Origin of the sequence: Kitasatospora sp. NPDC091276 (assembly GCF_040684355.1) — a bacterium.
Taxonomy (GTDB): domain Bacteria; phylum Actinomycetota; class Actinomycetes; order Streptomycetales; family Streptomycetaceae; genus Kitasatospora.
The window spans coordinates 258,566-277,560 of sequence record NZ_JBFBFU010000008.1 but is presented as its reverse complement, the minus strand read 5'-3'; the positions used below and the strand labels follow the sequence as shown (position 1 = coordinate 277,560).

At 72.9% G+C, this 18,995-nt stretch carries 16 protein-coding genes and 1 tRNA gene; 8 read left to right on the top strand and 9 right to left on the bottom strand.

Annotated features, from left to right (window positions below; genetic code table 11):
* Positions 1–125: 125 nt before the first annotated feature.
* Both AB0O19_RS13235 and AB0O19_RS13230 read right to left on the bottom strand, forming a co-directional pair.
* A complete protein-coding gene (locus AB0O19_RS13235; protein ID WP_363619370.1) occupies positions 126–713 on the bottom strand; it encodes an NUDIX hydrolase in 588 nt (195 codons plus the stop codon).
* Positions 710–2,272 carry a zinc-dependent metalloprotease gene (locus AB0O19_RS13230; RefSeq protein ID WP_363619369.1) on the bottom strand — a complete coding sequence of 521 codons (1,563 nt, stop codon included), beginning with the start codon at positions 2,270–2,272 and terminating at the stop codon, positions 710–712. Before AB0O19_RS13230 ends, AB0O19_RS13235 begins: the two co-directional genes overlap by 4 nt.
* A 260-nt stretch (positions 2,273–2,532) precedes the next feature.
* On the opposite strand from AB0O19_RS13230, the gene AB0O19_RS13225 reads away from it, so the two are divergent.
* The 4 genes from AB0O19_RS13225 (at position 2,533) to AB0O19_RS13210 (ending at position 5,793) form a co-directional block, all read left to right on the top strand.
* Positions 2,533–3,621, top strand: a complete 1,089-nt coding sequence (locus AB0O19_RS13225; protein WP_063351152.1) for an NAD-dependent epimerase/dehydratase family protein — start codon at positions 2,533–2,535, stop codon at positions 3,619–3,621.
* 108 nt (positions 3,622–3,729) lie between these two features.
* Entirely contained in the window at positions 3,730–4,170 is a 441-nt protein-coding gene (locus tag AB0O19_RS13220) for a molybdenum cofactor biosynthesis protein MoaE (protein ID WP_350879704.1), read from the top strand.
* Positions 4,171–4,443: 273 nt separating this feature from the next.
* On the top strand, positions 4,444–4,635 hold the full coding sequence (locus AB0O19_RS13215) for a hypothetical protein (protein WP_350879703.1): 192 nt from the start codon (positions 4,444–4,446) through the stop codon (positions 4,633–4,635).
* A gap of 42 nt (positions 4,636–4,677) precedes the next feature.
* Positions 4,678–5,793 (top strand): PDZ domain-containing protein, encoded by a 1,116-nt coding sequence (locus AB0O19_RS13210; RefSeq protein ID WP_363619368.1) that lies wholly within the window; start codon positions 4,678–4,680, stop codon positions 5,791–5,793.
* Between the two features lie 66 nt (positions 5,794–5,859).
* On the opposite strand, the gene AB0O19_RS13205 is transcribed toward AB0O19_RS13210, so the two are convergent.
* Positions 5,860–6,441: a PPA1309 family protein gene (locus AB0O19_RS13205; protein WP_363586986.1), complete on the bottom strand. Its 582-nt coding sequence runs from the start codon at positions 6,439–6,441 to the stop codon at positions 5,860–5,862.
* Between the two features lie 190 nt (positions 6,442–6,631).
* Here AB0O19_RS13205 and AB0O19_RS13200 point away from each other — a divergent pair, with 190 nt between their 5' ends.
* The 3 genes from AB0O19_RS13200 to AB0O19_RS13190 all read left to right on the top strand — a co-directional run bounded on the left by AB0O19_RS13200 (position 6,632) and on the right by AB0O19_RS13190 (position 12,073).
* Positions 6,632–9,589 carry a UPF0182 family protein gene (locus AB0O19_RS13200; protein ID WP_363619367.1) on the top strand — a complete coding sequence of 986 codons (2,958 nt, stop codon included), beginning with the start codon at positions 6,632–6,634 and terminating at the stop codon, positions 9,587–9,589.
* A gap of 77 nt (positions 9,590–9,666) precedes the next feature.
* Positions 9,667–9,740 (top strand) — tRNA-Met (locus AB0O19_RS13195).
* 356 nt (positions 9,741–10,096) lie between these two features.
* Complete coding sequence (locus tag AB0O19_RS13190) at positions 10,097–12,073, top strand: tetratricopeptide repeat protein (RefSeq protein ID WP_363619366.1); 1,977 nt, start codon at positions 10,097–10,099, stop codon at positions 12,071–12,073.
* Between the two features lie 63 nt (positions 12,074–12,136).
* Here the strand turns inward: AB0O19_RS13190 and AB0O19_RS13185 are convergent, their stop codons facing one another.
* On the bottom strand, positions 12,137–12,556 hold the full coding sequence (locus AB0O19_RS13185) for a Fur family transcriptional regulator (RefSeq protein WP_063347892.1): 420 nt from the start codon (positions 12,554–12,556) through the stop codon (positions 12,137–12,139).
* 103 nt (positions 12,557–12,659) lie between these two features.
* Here AB0O19_RS13185 and AB0O19_RS13180 point away from each other — a divergent pair, with 103 nt between their 5' ends.
* Positions 12,660–14,135, top strand: a complete 1,476-nt coding sequence (locus AB0O19_RS13180; RefSeq protein ID WP_363586983.1) for a catalase — start codon at positions 12,660–12,662, stop codon at positions 14,133–14,135.
* An 82-nt stretch (positions 14,136–14,217) separates the two neighbouring features.
* Here AB0O19_RS13180 and hisN read toward each other — a convergent pair whose 3' ends face one another.
* From hisN to AB0O19_RS13155, 5 genes are all read right to left on the bottom strand, one after another.
* Positions 14,218–15,015: a histidinol-phosphatase gene (gene hisN, locus AB0O19_RS13175; RefSeq protein ID WP_363586982.1), complete on the bottom strand. Its 798-nt coding sequence runs from the start codon at positions 15,013–15,015 to the stop codon at positions 14,218–14,220.
* A 102-nt stretch (positions 15,016–15,117) separates the two neighbouring features.
* Positions 15,118–15,441: a multidrug efflux SMR transporter gene (locus tag AB0O19_RS13170; protein ID WP_063347889.1), complete on the bottom strand. Its 324-nt coding sequence runs from the start codon at positions 15,439–15,441 to the stop codon at positions 15,118–15,120.
* 130 nt (positions 15,442–15,571) lie between these two features.
* Positions 15,572–16,627: a ribosome small subunit-dependent GTPase A gene (rsgA, locus tag AB0O19_RS13165; RefSeq protein WP_363619364.1), complete on the bottom strand. Its 1,056-nt coding sequence runs from the start codon at positions 16,625–16,627 to the stop codon at positions 15,572–15,574.
* Between the two features lie 15 nt (positions 16,628–16,642).
* Complete coding sequence (aroA, locus tag AB0O19_RS13160) at positions 16,643–17,974, bottom strand: 3-phosphoshikimate 1-carboxyvinyltransferase (protein ID WP_063347887.1); 1,332 nt, start codon at positions 17,972–17,974, stop codon at positions 16,643–16,645.
* 154 nt (positions 17,975–18,128) lie between these two features.
* Positions 18,129–18,860, bottom strand: coding sequence for a M50 family metallopeptidase (locus AB0O19_RS13155; protein ID WP_350879695.1), 732 nt, complete (start codon positions 18,858–18,860; stop codon positions 18,129–18,131).
* Between the last annotated feature and the right edge of the window lie 135 nt (positions 18,861–18,995).

Below are 18,995 nucleotides of genomic sequence, written 5' to 3'. Positions count from 1 at the left end.
CTCCCGCCCCGCGGGGCCGGGGGCCGGTCTGTGGGGGGGGTGTCCCCCCCGGGGGGCACGTCGGGGGGACACAAACTGCGGGGCGGGGGCCCAAACCGCCCCGCGCCCCCTCTTCGCGTTTCACCTCAGCTGGTCAGCCGGCGGGCCCGTGCCACCAGGTCCCGCACCGAGTGGTCGGTCAGCTCCGGCAGCCGGTCGTAGTCGAACCAGCGCAGGTCCAGCGACTCTTCGCTGATCAGCGCCTGCGCACCGGCCGGTGCCACCGCGATGTACTGGACGTCCAGGTGGGTGTTCTCCGGCCGGTCCTTGCCGGTGCAGCGGACCAGGTGCCGGTCCAGCTTGGCCGGCACCGGGACGCCGTCCACCTCCAGCAGGGCCAGGTCGGGGATGCCGGACTCCTCGACGGCCTCCCGCAGCGCCGCCGACGCGAGGTCCCGGTCGTCGGGCTCGCAGTGCCCGCCCATCTGCAGCCAGATGCCGACCTTGGGGTGCAGGGTGAGCAGCACCCGCCCGGCCGCCGGGTCGACGACCGCCGCGCTCGCGGTGATGTGCGCGGGCAGGCAGGACCGGTACAGGCCCTCGGGCTGCTCGGCCAGGTGCGCCAGGTAGTCGAGCCGCAGCCGGTCCTGCTCCTCTTCGGCGGGGCGCCACCCGGTCAGGGTGCGCACGGCGTCCGCGTGCAGGGACGTCGCCCCGGTGTCGGTGGCCGTCATGCGGTGGGCTCGCCCTTTCCGTCGGTGCCGTCGCCGTCGCCGTCCTGCTTCGGCTCGTCGCTCTTCGCCGGCCCGTCGTTCTTGGTGAGGTCCGGCTTGGCGGCGGTGCCGCCCGCGGCGGCCTCGCCGAGCAGCTTGTCGATCGCGTCGAAGTCGAGGCCGCCCTCCAGGTCGCCGGTGCCCCGGTGCACGAAGGCGTCCGGGTCGTCCAGGTCGGCGGCGGTGGGCAGCATGTCCGGGTGCTGCCAGAGCGCGTCCCGGCCCTCGATGCCGCGCGCGTCGGCGAGCAGCGCCCACAGCCGGGCGGCGTCGCGCAGCCGGCGCGGGCGCAGCTCCAGGCCGACCAGGGTGGCGAAGGTCTGCTCGGCGGGCCCGCCGGCGGCGCGGCGGCGGCGGACGGTCTCGCGCAGCGCGCCGGCCTGCGGCAGGTGCGGTTCGGCGGCGGCGTGCACGACCGCGTCGACCCAGCCTTCGAGCAGCGCGAGCGCGGTCTCCAGGCGGGCGAGCGCGGCCTTCTGCTCGGGGGTGTCCTCGGGCTGGAGCAGCCCGCCGGCCAGCGCCTCCTGGAGCGCCTCCGGGTTGTTCGGGTCGAGCTGGCCGACGAGCTCCTCCATCCGGGAGGTGTCGACCTTGATGCCGCGGGCGTAGGCCTCGACGGCGCCGAGCAGGTGGGCCCGCAGCCACGGCACGTGGGCGAAGAGCCGCTGGTGGGCGGCCTCGCGCAGGGCGAGGTAGAGCCGGACTTCGTCGGCGGGCACGTTGAGGCCCTCGCCGAACTCGGCGACGTTCTGCGGCAGCAGTGCGGCCTTGCCGGCCGGGGCGAGCGGCAGGCCGACGTCGGCAGAGCCGACCACCTCGGCGGCGAGGGCGCCGAGCGCCTGGCCGATCTGGGTGCCGAACATGGCACCGCCCATGGAGCGCATCATGCCCATCAGCGGGCCGGCCATGGCCTGCATCTCCTCGGGCAGGACGCCGCCCATGGCGTTGCCGACCCGCTCGGCGACCGGGTCGACGAGGTCCTTCCAGACCGGGAGGGTGGCCTCGATCCACTCGGCGCGGCTCCAGGCGACGGCGGTGCCGGCGCCGGAGGGGAACTCGGTGGCGCCGTCGAGCCACAGGTCGGCGAGCCGGACGGCCTCGGCGACGGCGGAGTGCTCGGCGGCGCTGACCGAGCGGTCCTTGCTCTTGCCCTCGGCGGGTTCGGCGACGACGCTCTGGCGGGCGATGTTCTTGGCGAGGTCCCAGTTCACCGGGCCGCCCTCGAACGAGAGCATCTGCCCGAGCTGCTGGAACGCGCTGCCGAGGTCGTTGGGGTTGAGGCCGCCGAACATCGCGGCGAACGGGTTGTCGGCCCCGCCGGGGCCGCCCGGGGCTCCGCCGCCGGGCATGCCGAACAGCGCGCCGAACGGGTTGCCGGCGCCGAAGCCGAACGGCTGCGCGCCGCTCTGGTCGGAGCCTGCGGAGCCCTGGTCCTTCTTCTGCTGCTCGTTGTCGGGCTTGGCCTTGCCGTCCTCGGGCTCCTCGGGCGGAACGCCGAATCCGAAGGGAAGGTCGCTCACGGGGTCCTCGATCCGGTCGGCCGTCATACGGGTGTGGCGGGAAGTGCTGCCCGCCCGGGGCACCAGCGGAGTGGGGGACTCGTGGGCGGCTCCAGTGCGGCAGGCCCGCGCCGGGTGCACCGCCGGGCCTTCGCCTCGGGCAGGATGGACGTACGTGACACACGTCCGTACGCACATAAGCTAACCGTGGAGGATGGTCGGTGAGTTCCCCGCCTTCGGACGTTCGCTCTGGGCTGACCGGAGACGAGGACGCCCCGGACATCACGGCGTCGCCGCCTCCAGCCTACGGCGGACGGCCGCTGACCGTGGCCGTCACCGGTGCCGCCGGCGTGATCGGCGAACGGGTCGCGGCCCGTCTGGTCGCCTCGCCGCACGTGCGCAGGGTGCTGGCGGTGGACGACCGGCGCGGTGAGGTGCCGGGTGTGCAGTGGCGGGTGCTGGACGTGCGCGACCCCGCGGTGGCCGAGCGGCTGTCCGGGGTGGACGTGGTGGTGCACCTGGCGATGGACTTCGGCATGGAGTCGGATCCGCGCGCCCGCAGCGCCTACAACGTGCGCGGCGCGCAGACCGTGCTGACGGCGGCCGCGGCCGCCGGGGTGCACCGGGTGGTGCTCTGCACCTCCGCGATGGTCTACGGCGCGCTGGCCGACAACGAGGTGCCGCTGGCCGAGGACTCCGAGCTGCGGGCGACCGAGGAGGCCTCGCTGGTCGGGGACCTGCTGGAGATCGAGCGCCTGGCCCGCCGGGCGCCGCGCGCCCACCCGGGGCTGCAGGTGACGGTGCTGCGTCCGGCGGTGGTGGTCGGCCCCGGCGTGGACACCGTGCTGACCCGGCACTTCGAGGCGCCGAGGCTGCTGGTGGTGGCCGGTTCCCGCCCGTGCTGGCAGTTCTGCCACGTGGACGACCTGGCGGCGGCACTGGAGTACGCGGCGCTGGGCCTGGTGGAGGGCGAGGTGACGGTCGGCTGTGACGGCTGGCTGGAGCAGGAGGACGTGGAGCGGCTGTCGGGGATCCGGCGGATGGAGTTGCCGGCCTCGCTGGCGCTGGGCACCGCGGCCCGGCTGCACCGGCTGGGCCTGACCCCGGCCCCGGCGGGGGACCTGGCCTACACGATGTACCCGTGGGTCGTGTCCGGCAGCCGGCTGCACGAGGCGGGCTGGCGTCCGGAGCACAGCAACGAGCAGGTGCTGGCCGAGCTGCTGGGCCAGGTCGCCGGGAAGCACGCGGTGGCCGGGCGCCGGCTGGGCGGCAAGGAGGCCGCGACCAGCCTGGGGGCGGCCGGGGCGACGGTGGCGCTGGTCGGTACGGCCGCGCTGGTGCGCCGGGCCCGCAAGCGGCGCCGCTTCTGAGGCCGGTGGCCCCGAGGGGCGGGCAGGCTTTCTCACGATGCGGAATCCCGTCATCGTGATGCGGAACCTGCTTGCCTCAAACCACCCGGGATGGGGAATCATGGGGGCATGTCCGAGAACCACGACCCCATCCGCCTGCTCGCCATCCGCGACACCCCGCTCTCGCTGGACGAGGTGTACGAGGCGGTCGGCGACGACGCGGCCGGCGGGACGACCGTCTTCGTCGGGACGGTCCGCGACCACGACGGCGGCAAGTCGGTCACCGCGCTGGAATACAGCTGCCACCCCACCGCCGAGCAGGAGATGCGCCGGATCGCCGAGAAGGTCGTCGCCGACTTCCCGGTGCGGGCGCTGGCCGCGGTGCACCGGGTCGGCCGGCTGGAGATCACCGACAAGGCGGTGATCGTCGCCGTGTCCTGCGCCCACCGGGGCGAGGCCTTCGCGGCCGCCCGGCGGCTGATCGACGACCTCAAGCACGAGGTGCCGATCTGGAAGCACCAGGTCTTCACCGACGGCGAGGAGGAGTGGGTCGGCGCCGGCAGTTGCTGACCCGGGTGCCCCTGCGGATCGGACCGGACCGGGACGGATCGGACCGGGGCGGACCCGAAAAGGGCGATTGGCTGCGGAGAGTGGCTGTCTGTGCACGGAATGCGACGAGCATGCCGAGCGGGCCGGGCTCTCACTCGAACGGGTCCGGGTCAGTGGGCCGAATACTCCCTGGCAGTGAGCCGATCGGCCGTCCCGTAACCCGGACGGCGCCGGCCGCGTTGTCCGCCGGAGTGGTTAATCTGCTCATAGACACGACGAGCTGGGAGTACTGATATGGGTGCGCTCGCCTGGTTGATCATTCCGGTCATCGCCGTCCTGCTCGCCGCCCTGTGGGCGGGCTGGGCCCAGCGTGCCCCGAGAGCCACGGGGGACCCGGCCTCGCTCGCCGAGCACCGGCGCTTCATGGCCGCGATGGAACGCACCACCGCCGGGAGCGCCGCCTCCGAGGACGGTTCCGGCCGGTAGCCCGGGGGGCGCCCGCTCATCCGCGTCCCGTACTGTCGAGGCATGCCACGCCGCTCCGCGACGATGCTCGCTGCCACCCTGCTGCTCATAGCGCTGCTCTGCGTCTCGGTGCTGATGAAGGTGCCGTACACGGAGATGAGCCCGGGGCCGACGTACAACACGCTCGGCAACCAGGGGGGCAAGTCGGTGATCACCATCACCGGGCGCGACTCGTACCCGACCACCGGGCACCTCAACATGACCACCGTCCAGGTCACCGGGGCCAAGTACGAGCCCAGCCTGGTCAACGCGGTGGTCGGGTGGCTGCGCGACGACGTGATGGTCGTGCCGCACGACAACGTCTACCCGAAGGGGCAGACGGACGCCGACGCCAAGAAGCAGAACGCCGAGGAGTTCGCCTCCTCCGAGGACAGCGCCCGCACCGCCGCGCTCAACCAGCTGGGCATCCCGGTCGGCACCGAGCTGATCATCAAATCGGTCACGGCGGGGGCTCCGGCGGAGGGCCGGCTGCACGCGGGCGACCAGATCGTGGCGGTCGACGGCACGCCGGTCAGCACGGCCGAGCAGGTGGTGGCCGCGGTCACCAGGCACAAGCCGGGCGAGTCGGTGGTCTTCACCGTGGTCCCGCGGGTCAAGGACGCGACCGGCAACGGCGGCGCCAACCCGGGGGACCGGACCGACGTCACCGTCCCCACCGTGCGGGCCAAGGACCTCGACCCGAAGGCTCCGGCCGAGCGGGCGGAACTCGCGGTGGTCGGCATCGGCACCACGATCCGGCACACCTACCCGTTCCAGATCGACATCGGCCTCCAGGACGTCGGCGGGCCGAGCGCCGGGCTGATGTTCTCGCTCGGCATCATCGACAAGCTCACCCCCGGCGGCGACCTCACCGGCGGCCGGTTCGTGGCGGGTACCGGCACCATCGACGACGACGGCAAGGTCGGCCCGATCGGCGGGATATCGATGAAGCTGATCGCCGCCCGGGACGCCGGCGCCGAGTACTTCTTCACCCCGTCCTCGAACTGCGCCGAGGCGACCAAGAACGTCCCGTCCGGGCTGAACCTGATCAAGACGGACACGCTGGACGGCGCGCTGAAGTCGCTGGAGCAGATCCGCTCCGGGCAGACCTCCGCGCTGCCGTCCTGTGCCGTGAAGTAGTGCCGTGAAGTAATGCCGTGACGTAGTGCGGTGAACGTGAAGGGGTGCCGCCGGGGCGGCCGGGGGCTACGAGAAGGTCGCCAGCAGCGCCGCGGTCAGGCCGGGCACCAGGTCCGGGCCGGTCAGCACCTCGCGGGCGACGTCCTTGGAGCGCAGCCGCAGCGCGATCTCCTTCTTGCCGTTGCGCAGTACGGCGGCGGTGATCCGCACCTCCTCGCGCTTGGGGTGGTTGGCCACCCACTCGGCGAGCTGGGCGTCGCTGGCGTTGCGCGGGCGGGTCTGCTCGGAGCCCGGAGGCAGCATCAGGCGCTCGACGACCAGGGCGCAGCCGACCACCGCGTCGGGCCAGGCGATGGTGCCGAGGAACTTGTCCAGCTCCATGCCGGCCGGCAGCTCGTCCTGCTCGACCGGGGTGAGGCCGGCCGTGTCGTCGTCGCCGAGGCCGAGCTGGGCGGCGATCTTCGGGTCGGCCTTGCGCAGGGCGGTGCTGTCCACCAGGGCGAACAGCCGGGCCGGGAGGTCCCAGCCGAGCGTGGCGGCGTACTCGTCGATCTCCAGCGCGGCCCGGGTGAGCGGGGTGGCGGCGGGGAGCTTGGAGACGTCGTCGGGGGAGCCGGGGGTGTTGAGTGCATTGGACGCGTCGGACATGCCTCAATCCTCACACGCCGGGCGGGGGCCCGGGCGCCGGGCGCCGCCGGTGGGCCGGGGAACGGCCGGGACGGGGAACGGCGTCGTAACCGTCTGCTAACGGTGGGAACTCGGCCAAAGCCTGGTTAAGTTTCCCTGAAGACCGACTGACTCCAGACGACACAGCTGAGGTGCCACCGTGGTATTCCAGATGCCGGAACGCTCAGGGCCGGGTTTCCGGCGCAGGGTAGGGCCGCCCTCCCGGCGGGCGCGGGTGGCCCTGCTGACCCTGGGCGTGCTCGCGGTGCTGTTCCTGCTGTTCGTCATGTTCGCCGGGTTCTGGACGGACTGGCTGTGGTTCAGATCCGTCCGTTACTCCTCGGTGTTCACCACGCAGCTGTGGACGAAGATCGGCCTGTTCGCGGTGTTCGGCCTGCTGATGGCGGTGATCGTCGGCTTCAACGTCTGGCTGGCGCACCGGCTGCGGCCGCCGCTGTCGGCGATGTCGGTCGAGCAGCAGAGCCTGGACCGCTACCGGTCGGGCCTGGCGCCGTTCAAGCGCTGGGCGCTGATCGGGGTCTCGCTGGTGATCGGCCTGGTGGCGGGCGCCGCGGCGTCCGGCCAGTGGCGGACCTGGCTGATGTGGACGAACGCGACGCCCTTCGGCGAGAAGGACGCCCAGTTCGGCATGGACGTCTCGTTCTACGCCTTCGACCTCCCGTTCTACGAGTTCGTGCTGGGCTTCGCGTTCAGCGCGGTGATCGTCTCGCTGCTGACCTCGGCGCTGGTGCACTACCTGTACGGGGGGCTGCGGCTGCAGGGCCCGGGCCGTCGGGCGAGCGCGGGCGCGCAGGGGCACCTGGCGGTGCTGCTGGGCGTGTTCGTGCTGCTGAAGGCGGTGGCGTACTGGCTGGACCGGTACGCGCTGGCGGTGAAGACCGGCTCCTACAAGGGGGTCTCCGGCTGGACCGGCCTGCGCTACGTGGACGCCAACGCGTTCCTGCCGGCCAAGACGATCCTGTTCTTCGTGGCGATCATCTGCGCGCTGCTGTTCTTCCTGACGCCGGTGCGCCGCACCTGGGCGCCGGCCCTGATCGGGCTGGGGTTGATGGTGCTGTCGGCGGTGCTGATCGGCGGGCTGTACCCGGCGATCGTCCAGCAGTTCCAGGTCAAGCCGAACGAGCAGGCCAAGGAAACGCCGTACATCCAGAAGAACATCGACGCGACGCGGCAGGCGTACGGGATCGCGGACGCGCAGACCACCCAGTACAGCCCGCAGGGGTCGACGACGGCCGAGGCGCTCAAGCCGGACGCGCAGACCATCTCCGACATCCGGCTGCTGGACCCGAACGTCGTCTCGCCGACCTTCCAGTCGATCGAGCAGCAGCGCAACTACTACGCCTTCCCGAACACCCTGGACGTGGACCGCTACGGCTCCGGCACGGACAAGCAGGACACCGTGATCGGCCTGCGCGAGCTGGACCTCAACGGCGTGCAGCGCAACTGGATCAACGACCACTTCAAGTACACCCACGGCTACGGCGCGGTCGTCGCCAAGGGCAACCAGGTCAGCGACAAGGGCGAGCCGGTGTTCACCGAGTCCGGCCTGCCGGCCACCGGCGCGCTGGGCGACTACCAGCAGCGGATCTACTACGGCGAGAAGACGACGTCGTACTCGATCGTCGGCGGCTCGAACAAGGAGATCGACTACACCACCAAGACCGGCGAGAACAAGGAGTACACCTACACCGGCAACAGCGGTGTCTCGCTGGACAACCCGATCACCCGGGCCGCGTACGCGGTGCGCTTCGCCGAGCCGCAGATCCTGTACGCGGGGGCGATCACCGACGGCGCGAAGGTGATCTACAACCGGACGCCGAAGGAGCGGGTGGAGAAGGTCGCCCCGTGGCTGTCGATCGACGCCGACGCGTACCCGGTGGTGCAGGACGGCCGGGTGGTCTGGGTGCTGGACGGCTACACCACCTCGGACGGCTACCCGTTCTCGTCGAAGACGACGCTGGGCACCGCGACCAAGGACTCGCTGACCAACCAGCGCGGTGAGCTGCTGACCGTCGCCAACCAGGTCAACTACATCCGCAACTCGGTCAAGGCCACGGTGGACGCCTACACCGGCGAGGTGAAGCTCTACCAGTGGGACGACCAGGACCCGGTGCTGAAGACCTGGATGAAGGCGTTCCCCGGCACCGTCGAGCCGAAGACGGACATCCCGGGCACGCTGCTGCCGCACCTGCGCTACCCGCAGGACATGTTCAAGGTGCAGCGCGACCTGCTCGGCCAGTACCACGTGACCGACGCCAACTCCTTCTTCAACGGCAGCGACATCTGGCAGATCCCGGTCGACCCGACCAGCGACACCAAGCAGGTCCAGCCGCCGTACTACGTGACGGTGCGGATGCCGGACCCGCAGGTCACCTCGGCGAGCTTCTCGCTGACCACGACCTTCGTGCCCAACGGCCGCCCGAACCTGGCCGCGTTCATGGCCGTCAACGCCGATCCGGGGCCGGACTACGGGAAGATCCGCATCCTGAAGATCTCGGGGGACAACAGCGCCCCCGGCCCGGGCCTGGTGCAGTCGACGTTCAACTCCCGGCAGGAGGTGGCCTCGCAGATCTTCGCGCTGAAGAGCGGCGGTGACACCGAGCTGGAGTACGGCAACCTGCTGACCCTGCCGGTCGGCGGCGGGCTGCTCAACGTCGAGCCGGTGTACGTGCGCGGACGCGGCGCCAAGTACCCGACGCTGCAGAAGGTGCTGGCGGTGTACGGGAACGACAACGTGGCGTTCGAGAACACCCTGGAGGACGCGCTGAAGAAGGTGTTCGCCGGGGCGGCCCCGGGGACCACGCCGACCGCGCCGTCCACGCCGAACAACCCGGGGACGTCCACCAATCCGGGGACGTCGACCGGTCCGGGGACGGCGACGCCGGGCGGGACGATCTCGCCGGAGCTGCAGAAGGCTCTCGGGGACGCGGAGAAGGCGTACAACGACAGCCAGACCGCGTTCAAGAACGGCGACTGGGTGGCCTACGGCAACGCCCAGAAGGCGCTGGGCGATGCGCTGAAGGCGGCCGAGGCGGCCCGCGGCGGGAGCCCGGCGCAGGCCCCGACGCCGGGCGCGACGCCGACCGGATCGCCGTCCGGGCAGCCGTAGCCGTAGCCGTAGCCCCGCTGAGCTGCGGCAACCGATTCCTGTTCCACCCCGCACCCGTGCTATGGTTCAACTACCGACGCGGGGTGGAGCAGCTCGGTAGCTCGCTGGGCTCATAACCCAGAGGTCGCAGGTTCAAATCCTGTCCCCGCTACTCAGTGGCCAGAGGCCCGGAGGATTCTTCCTCCGGGCCTCTGGTGTTTTTCCCCCGAAGCGGCGGGAACCGCTCCGGTACCATCAACCGTCGCCAACGACGACGGCACGGGGTTTGTGGGGCCCGAGTGTCGGGAAATCGACAAAGCGCCGAAGCAATTTCGTCGGCTTCGGGTCGGCCCCGCCCGAATTCGGCCGGGGCAGGTGTACGCGGGTTGCGGGTGGTGCGACGATGGGACACATGGGGGACGGTGCGCGGCTGCTGACCGGCCGTCGGTTCCGGTACCTCCCCTGGGGGTCCCCCCGGCCGCGGGCCGGGGCACGATGCCGCGACACTCTGGGGGAGCGGGAGTCGGCATGAGGCTGATCGGCAAGAACGGGTCAGGCACCAAGTCCGCGGCGGCCACCGAGGCGGACACCGACGCCTGGGCGGAGAGCCCCGAGAGCCGCCCCGGAGCCCTGCCCGCCCAGCGCACCAGCGGCCTGTCCGAGCGCCCCCCGGTCGCCGGCTACGGCCCCGACAGCCTGGTCCGCGTGCCCACCCGTCAGTTCGCCGACGCCGTCCGCCCGTACGGGCCCGACGGCGCCGCCGCCGACGGCCCGAACGCCGCCGCACTCGACCCGGCCGGCCTGGACACCACCAGCTTCGAGACCGCGCTGGCCGCCCGCGAGAGCGCCGCGCTGGAGGCCCGCCACCGGCAGGCCGCCGACGACGGCGACCCGGACGCCGCCAGCCGGCTCGGCACCCTGCTGCTGCGCCGCGGCGACCTGGAGGACGCCGAGCCCTACCTGCGCGCCGCCGCGGCCGCCGGGACGCGCGCCGCCGCCAACAACCTCGGCGTGCTGCTGCACCAGCAGGGCCACCGCGCCGAGGCCGCCCAGTGGTGGCGCCAGGCCGCGGTGGCCGGCAGCGCCCCCGCCGCGCACGCGCTCGGGCTCCAACTGCGCGACCAGGGCGAGGAGGAGGCCGCCGAGTACTGGCTGCACTTCGCCGCCGACCACGGCCACCCGCTCGGCGCCTACGCGCTGGGCGACCTGATGGAGCACCGGCGCGACGTGCGCGCCGAGCGCTGGTTCAAGGTCTCCGCCGACGCCGGGCACCGGGAGGCCGCCTACCGGCTGGCCCGGATGCGCGAGGCCGCCGGGGACAAGGAGATCGCCGAGGCCTGGTACCGCACCGCCGCCGCCCGCGGCCACGCCCGCGCCGCGCTGCGCCTGGGCGTGCTGCTGGAGGAGCGCGCCGCCACCGACCAGCCGCTGCTGGAGGAGGCCGCCCGCTGGTACCGGCAGTCCGCGCAGAACGGCGAACCGCGGGCCGCCTGCGCGCTGGGCTTCCTGCTGCGCGACTCCGGGGACCTGGCCGCCGCCGCCGAGTGGTGGCGGGAGGCCGCCGAGGCCGGCGACGGCAACGCCGCCAACGCGCTGGGCGCCCTGCACGCCGGCCGCGGCGAGTCCAAGGAGGCCGAGCACTGGTACCGCACCGCCCTGGACGCGGGCGACCAGAACGGCGCCTTCAACCTCGGCCTGCTCTGCGTCGCCACCGGCCGCGACCAGCAGGCCGAGCAGTGGTACCGCCGGGCCGCGTACGCCGGGCACCGGGAGGCCTGCAACGCGCTGGCCGTGGTGCTGCTGCAGCGCGGCGAGGAGACCGGCGCCGAGCCGTGGTTCTCCAAGGCGGCCGAGGCCGGCAGCGTGGACGGCGCGTTCAACCTGGGCGTGCTGCACGCCGGGCGCGGCGAGCAGCGGCAGGCCCAGGAGTGGTACGCGCGGGCCGCCGCCGAGGGCCACGGCGAGGCCGCGCTGCAACTGGCCGTCGCCCAGGAGCAGCGGGGCAACCTGGGCGGCGCGCTGGAGCGCTACCGGCAGGCGGCGTCCGGCGGGTCGGCGGAGGGCGCGTTCCGGCTGGCCTCGGTGCTGGACCGGCGCGGTGACGCGGACACCGAGGCCGAGCACTGGTACGCGCTGGCGGCCGATGCCGGGCACCGGCGGGCGCAGGTGCGGATGGGGGTGCGGGCGGCCGAGCGCGGCGCGCTGGAGATCGCCGAGAGCTGGTACCGGCGGGCGGCCGAGGCCGGCAGCCGCAGTGCCGCCTTCAACCTGGGGCTGCTGCTGGCCCGGCAGGACCGCGAGGCGCAGGCGATGCTCTGGTACACCCGGGCGGCCGACGCCGGGCACGGGCGGGCGGCGCTGCGCCTGGCACTGCTGGCGCTGCGCCGGGGGGAGCCGGTGCAGGCGGAGAACTGGTGCCGCCGGGCGGCCGACTACGGGCCGGCCGAGGTGGCGGAGCGGGCCGGGCGCCTGCTGGGCGCGCTGCACGCGGAGCTGAGCGCGTAGGGCGTGTCCGGAGGCCCCCGGGGCGGCGGTTTCTGGGGGCCGTGTTGGTTTCCGGGGGCCGTGTTACGGCGTGCCCGTGCAGTCCGGGCAGAGGCCGCGGTAGGTGACCTCGGCGGTGGTGACGGTGAAGCCGAAGCGTTCGCCGGCCGGGAGGGCGGCGAGCGGGTCGCCGTGCGGGTGGACGTCGCGGATGGCGCCGCAGCCGGAGCAGACCAGGTGCTGGTGGGCGCGGTGGGCGTTGGGGTCGTAGCGCTTGGCGCGTCCGTTGGTGGCGACCTCCAGGACCTCGCCGAGGCCGACCAGTTCGCCGAGGGTGTTGTAGACGGTCGCGCGGCTGATCTCGGGCAGGCGGGCGACGGCGCGGGCGTGCACCTCGTCCGCGGTGAGGTGCACGTGGTCGCCGTCGAGGACCTCGGCCACGACCCGGCGCTGTGAGGTCAGCCGCCAGCCGCGTCCGCGAAGTCGTTCCAGCAGGTCGCTCATGGGAACAGGGTAAGTCACGCTCTGAGATTGGTTCCAGTGTTGACTTGGACAAAGTCCAAGTTAGGATCGAGTCGTCACGACCGGATAACGCGGAGGCCCTCTTATGACGACCCAGGACGAGCTGCGCCCCACCCTCACCACGGAGGCGGGTGCCCCCGTCGCCGACAACCAGAACACCGAGACCGCGGGCCCCGGCGGCCCGGCGCTCATCCAGGACCAGCAGCTCTTCGAGAAGCTCGCGCACTTCAACCGCGAGCGGATCCCGGAGCGCGTGGTGCACGCCCGTGGCGCGGCGGCCTACGGCACCTTCACGGTGACCGCCGACCTGACGCCCTACACCCGGGCCTCGTTCCTGTCCGAGGTCGGCAAGCAGACCGAGGTCTTCCTGCGGTTCTCCACCGTGGCCGGCAACCTCGGCTCGGCCGACGCGGTGCGCGACCCGCGCGGCTTCGCGCTGAAGTTCTACACCGAGGAGGGCAACTACGACCTCGTCGGCAACAACACCCCGGTGTTCTTCATCAAGGACGCCGTGAAGTTCCCCGACTTCATCCACACCCAGAAGCGCGACCCGTACACCGGCTCCCAGGAGGCGGACAACGTCTGGGACTTCTGGGGCCTGTCGCCCGAGGCCACCCACCAGGTGACCTGGCTGTTCGGCGACCGCGGCATCCCGGCCAGCTACCGCCACCTCAACGGCTACGGCTCGCACACCTTCCAGTGGCAGAACGAGGCCGGCGAGCACTTCTGGGTCAAGTACCACTTCAAGACCGACCAGGGCATCAGGAACCTCACCCAGGACGAGGCCAACCGGCTGGCCGGCGAGGACCCGGACAGCCACCAGCGTGACCTGCGCGAGTCGATCGAGCGCGGCGAGTTCCCCAGCTGGACCGTGCAGGTCCAGATCATGCCGGCGGCCGACGCGGCGAACTACCGCTTCAACCCCTTCGACCTCACCAAGGTCTGGCCGCACGCCGACTACCCGCCGGTCGAGATCGGCCGGCTGGAGCTCAACCGCAACCCCGACAACGTCTTCGCCGAGGTCGAGCAGTCGATCTTCTCCCCGTCGCACTTCGTGCCCGGCATCGGCCCGTCCCCCGACAAGATGCTGCAGGGCCGCCTGTTCGCGTACGCGGACGCCCACCGCTACCGCGTCGGCATCAACGCCGACCACCTGCCGGTGAACCGCCCGCACGCCACCGAGGCGCGCACCAACAGCCGCGACGGCCACCTGTACGACGGCCGCCACGGCCGACAGAAGAACTACGAGCCGAACAGCTTCGGCGGCCCGGTGCAGACCGGCCGCCCGCTGTGGGCCGCCACCGCGGTCACCGGCGCCACCGGCAACCACGAGGCGCCCTCGCACGCCGAGGACGACGACTTCGTGCAGGCCGGCAACCTGTACCGGCTGTTCTCGGAGGACGAGAAGCAGCGGCTGATCGCCAACCTGGCCGGCTTCATCGCCAAGGTCTCCGCCGACCGCGAGGACATCGTCGAGCGGGCGGTCGACAACTTCCGCAAGGCCGACGCCGACTACGGGCAGCGGCTGGAGGCGGCCGTCCGGGAGCTGCGCAAGCAGTAGCCGGGACGCGCCCCGATGAGCGGCGGGCCCGGTCGACCGGAGGACCGGTCGACCGGGCCCGCACCATGTTCGGCCGGAGGACCTAGACGCTCAGGCGGCGCAGGGTCTCCTCGTGGAGGATGCCGTTGCTGGCGACGGCGTCGGCGCCGCCGGGGCCGGACACGCCGTCCAGACCGGTGAAGCGGCCGCCGGCCTCCTCGACGATGACGCAGTTGGCGGCCATGTCCCAGAGCGACAGCTCGGGCTCGGCGGCGATGTCGACCGCGCCCTCGGCCACCATCATGTAGGACCAGAAGTCGCCGTAGGCGCGGGTGCGCCAGCAGGCGCGGGTGAGGTCCAGGAAGGGGTCGAGGCGGCCGCGCTCCTCCCAGCCGGAGAGCGAGGAGTAGGAGAAGGAGGCGTCCTCGATCCGGGAGACGCCGGAGACGTGGATCCGGGAGGCCTTGGTGAGGCTGCGGCCGGCGTAGGCGCCGAGGTCCTTGGCCGCCCACCAGCGGCGCTGCAGCGCGGGGGCGGAGACGATGCCGACCACCGGGCGCTCGACACCGTCCGGGCCGTCCTCCAGCAGGGCGATCAGGGTGGCCCAGACCGGGACGCCGCGGATGTAGTTCTTGGTGCCGTCGATCGGGTCGATCACCCAGCGGCGCGGGCCGGAGCCCTGGAGGCCGAACTCCTCGCCGAGCACCGCGTCGCGCGGGCGGGCGCGCTGCAGCACGCTGCGGACGAGTTCCTCGGCGGCCTTGTCGGCGTCGCTCACGGGGGTGAGGTCGGGCTTGGTCTCGACCTTCAGGTCGAGGGCGCGGAAGCGCTCCAGGGTGACCGAGTCGGCCGAGTCGGCGAGGACGTGGGCGAGTCGGAGATCGTCGTGGTAATCGGCCATGTCCGAAACCCTAGCGATCCCGCCCGGATCGGGACAGCCGGGCTCGCGGACCGGGACGGGCCCGCCGGAGGCGATTGGGCTCGCGGACCGGGACGGGCCTGCTCAGTGCGCCGAGCCGCTGAGCTGGAGGCCGATCACGCCGGCGATCACCAGGGAGATGGACACCAGCTTCAGCACCGAGGTGGTCTCGTCCAGGAAGACCATGCCGTAGATGGCGGTGCCGGCCGCGCCGATGCCGGTCCACACCGCGTAGGCGGGGCCGACCGGCAGGCTCTTCAGGGACAGTGTGAGCAGGCCGAAGCTGCCCAGGGCGAACACGCAGAAGCTGATGGTGGGCCAGAGCTTGGTGAAGCCCTCGCTGAGCTTGAGGTTGATCGCGAAGCCGGTCTCCAGCAGGCCGGCCAGGACCACCAAGGCCCATGCCATCGCGTGCCCTCCCTGTCGATCGACGGGTCGGACCGCGCTGTGGCCCGACCTTCCTATGATCGCCAGGCCGGCGCGGTCCGACACCTCGAACGGTCGGGAAACCCATGGGACGGTAAAACCGCCGCCCGGGTCAGTCGCCCTCGCGGGCCTCCTTGCTGGCCAGCAGGCGGCGCAGCGAGTAGAGCCGGGCGCCCTCGGCGTGGCCGCCGGCGACCCAGGCGTCCAGCGCGCAGTCCGGCTCGTCGTGGCTGCAGGCGCGCGGGCAGTCGACGGTGCCGGGCTCCAGGTCGGGGAAGGCGTGGATGACCCGGGACGGGTCGATGTGCGAGAGGCCGAAGGAGCGGAAGCCCGGGGTGTCGATCACCCAGCCCGGGTCCAGCGCCTTCTTGGAGCCCGGCTTGGCGCCCGGGGGCGGGGGCAGCCGCAGCGCCAGGGCGGACACGGTGGTGTGCCGGCCGCGCCCGGTGACCGCGTTGACCCGGCCGGTCTGCCGCTGGTGGTCCGGGACGAGGGCGTTGACCAGGGTGGTCTTGCCGACGCCGGAGTGGCCGATGAACACCGTGGAGAGGCCGCGCAGGTGCGCGCGGACGGCCTCGGCGCCGGCCGTCTCCAGTTCGTCCCGACGGGTGACCACGTAGTCGATGCCGAGCGGCGCGTACGACTCCAGCAGCGGCCCGGCCGGGGCGAGGTCGGCCTTGGTGAGCACCAGCAGCGGCTCCATGCCCGCGTCGTACGCGGCCACCAGGCAGCGGTCGATCAGCCGGGGCCGGGGCTCCGGGTCGGCCAGCGCCGTGACGATGGCCAGCTGCTGGGCGTTGGCGACGACGATCCGCTCGTACGGGTCGTCGTCGTCCGCGGTGCGCCGCAGCACCGAGCTGCGCTCCTCGACCCGGACGATCCGGGCGAGCGTGTCGGTGTCCCCGGAGAGGTCGCCGACGATGTTGACCACGTCGCCCACGACGACGCCCTTGCGGCCCAGCTCGCGGGCCTTCATGGCGACGATCTCGCGTTCCTGCTTGGTGCCCGGGTCGATCAGGCAGGTCAGCCGGCCGCGGTCGACGGTCAGCACCATCGCCTCGGCGGCGTCCTCGTGTTTGGGTCGGATCCGGGTCCGCGGCCGGGAGCCCCGGCGGGCGGGGCGGTTGCGGATGTCGTCCTCGTCGGCGTCCTTGCCGTAGCGGCGCATGTGCTCAGTCTCCGCTCAGGCGTCCGCCACCGCTTCGCCGAGCAGTTCCGCCCACATCTTCGGGAAGTCCGGCAGGGTCTTGGCGGTGGTGGCCACGTTCTCCACCTCGACGCCGGGCACGGCCAGGCCGACCACGGCGGCGGCGGTGGCCAGGCGGTGGTCCTCGTAGGTGTGGAAGACGCCGCCGTGCAGCGGGCGCGGGCGGATCCGCAGGCCGTCCTCGGTCTCGGTGACGTCGCCGCCGAGGTCGTTGATCTCCTTGGCGAGCGCGGCGAGCCGGTCGGTCTCGTGCAGCCGCAGGTGGGCGATGCCGTACAGGTGGGACTCGGAGTCGGCCAGTGCGGCGACGGCGGCGATCACCGGGGTGAGCTCGCCGACGTCGTGCAGGTCCGCCTCGATGCCGTGGATCCGGCCGGTGCCGGTGAACTGCAGGCCCTCGTCGGTGAACTCGCAGGCGCCGCCCATCCGGGTGTAGATCTCGCGCAGCTGGTCGCCGGGCTGGCTGGTGTGCTTGGGCCAGTCGCGCACGGTGACCCGGCCGCCGGTGACCAGGGCGGCGGCGAAGAACGGCGCGGCGTTGGAGAGGTCCGGCTCGACCACCAGGTCGCGGCCGATCAGGGCGCCGGGGGTGACCCGCCAGACGTCCTTCTCGCCGCCGTCCTCGGGGGCGTCGACCTGGACGCCTGCCAGGCGCAGCATCTCGACGGTCATCCGGATGTGCGGCAGCGACGGCACCGGGCCGCCGACGTGCCGGACCTCGACGCCCTGGTTGTAGCGGGCGCCGGAGAGCAGCAGGGCGGAGACGAACTGGGACGAGGAGGAGGCGTCGAGCTCGACCGGGCCGCCGTCGAGCGCGCCGGTGCCGTGCACGGTCAGCGGGAAGGCGCCGCGGCCGCCGTCGTCGATCCGGGCGCCGAGCGCGCGCAGGGCGTTGATCACGCCGTGCTGGGGGCGCTCGTAGCTGCGCGGGTCGCCGTCGAAGTGCACCGGGCCGTCGGCGAGGACGGCGAGCGGGGGCAGGAAGCGCATCACGGTGCCGGCGTTGCCGACGTCGATCGAGGCGGGGCCGCGCAGCGCGGGGGTCGGGATGACCCGCCAGGCCTCGCCGCCACCGGTGCCGCCGGAGTCGTTGTTGACCTTCTCCTCGATGCCGACGCCGAGGGCGCGCAGGCCGTCGGCCATCAGCTGGGAGTCGCGGCTGCGCAGCGGCCGGCGCACCCAGCCGGGCTCGTCGGCGAGCGCCGCCAGCACCAGGGCTCGGTTGGTGACCGACTTGGAGCCGGGGATGGTGACGGTGGCGTCAACGGGGGTGGTCGCGACGGGGGCGGGCCACAGGGTCTCGGTCATGGGGCCAAGTTTAGGGGCCGTACCGGAACGGCCCCTGCGCCAACCGCATGGCGGGACGGGGGAGGCCCGGTGCAGGGGTTGTGGCAGCCGGCCCGTGCCGCGGGGGCGGCCCGGTGCGGGGCCGGGAGCAGCCGGCCCGTGCCGCGGGCGAGGTTCAGTACAGGGGCTGGAGCAGCCAGCTCGCGCTCAGGGCGAGGCAGGCGAGGGCGGTGAGCAGGAAGACGGTGATCCAGGCGAGGCCGGGGATGTGGGTGAGGCGGGCCAGTTGGTCGGCGTCGGAGTCGCGGGCCCAGCCGATGCGGCGCTGGTGCTGGAGTTCGAGGACCGGGCGGACGGCGCCGAACAGCAGGAACCAGCAGCCGAGGTAGGCGAAGCCGGCCTGGACCTCGGCGCTGCCGAACCAGGAGACCAGGAAGAAGGCGCCGCCGGCGACCAGCACGGTGAACAGGCCGAAGGCGTTGCGGATGCGCACCAGGAGGGCGAGCAGCAGGACGACGGCCAGCCAGAGCAGCAGGGTGATCCGGCCGGTGGAGAGCAGGGCGGCGCAGCCGAGGCCGAGCAGGGCGGGGGCGGTGTAGCCGGCGGCGGCGGTGAGGATCATGCCGGGGCCGGTGGGGCGGCCGTAGGAGAGGGTGAGGCCGGAGGTGTCGGAGTGCAGCCGGATGCCGGCGAGCCGGCGGCCGGTGACGAGGGCGATCAGGCCGTGGCCGCCTTCGTGGGCGATGGTCACGGCGTTGCGGGTGACGTGCCAGAGCGGGCGGGCGAGGACGGCGAGCAGGGCGGCGCCGGCGGTGGCCAGCACCAGCCAGCCGGGCGGCGCGGGCTGGGTGCCGGTGACCTGGTTCCACAGTTCGCCGAGGTTCTGGTCGGTGGGTTGTGCGCTCATCGTCTCGTCTCCGCCTCCGTCCGCTGCGTTGGGCCGTTCGGGGCAGCCTCCCATGCGGGGACGGGCGGGCGGGAGCGGACGGTTCTCCTGGCGGGATGAAGAAGTGGTGAGCGGGGGCGGCATGGCAAGCTGGCC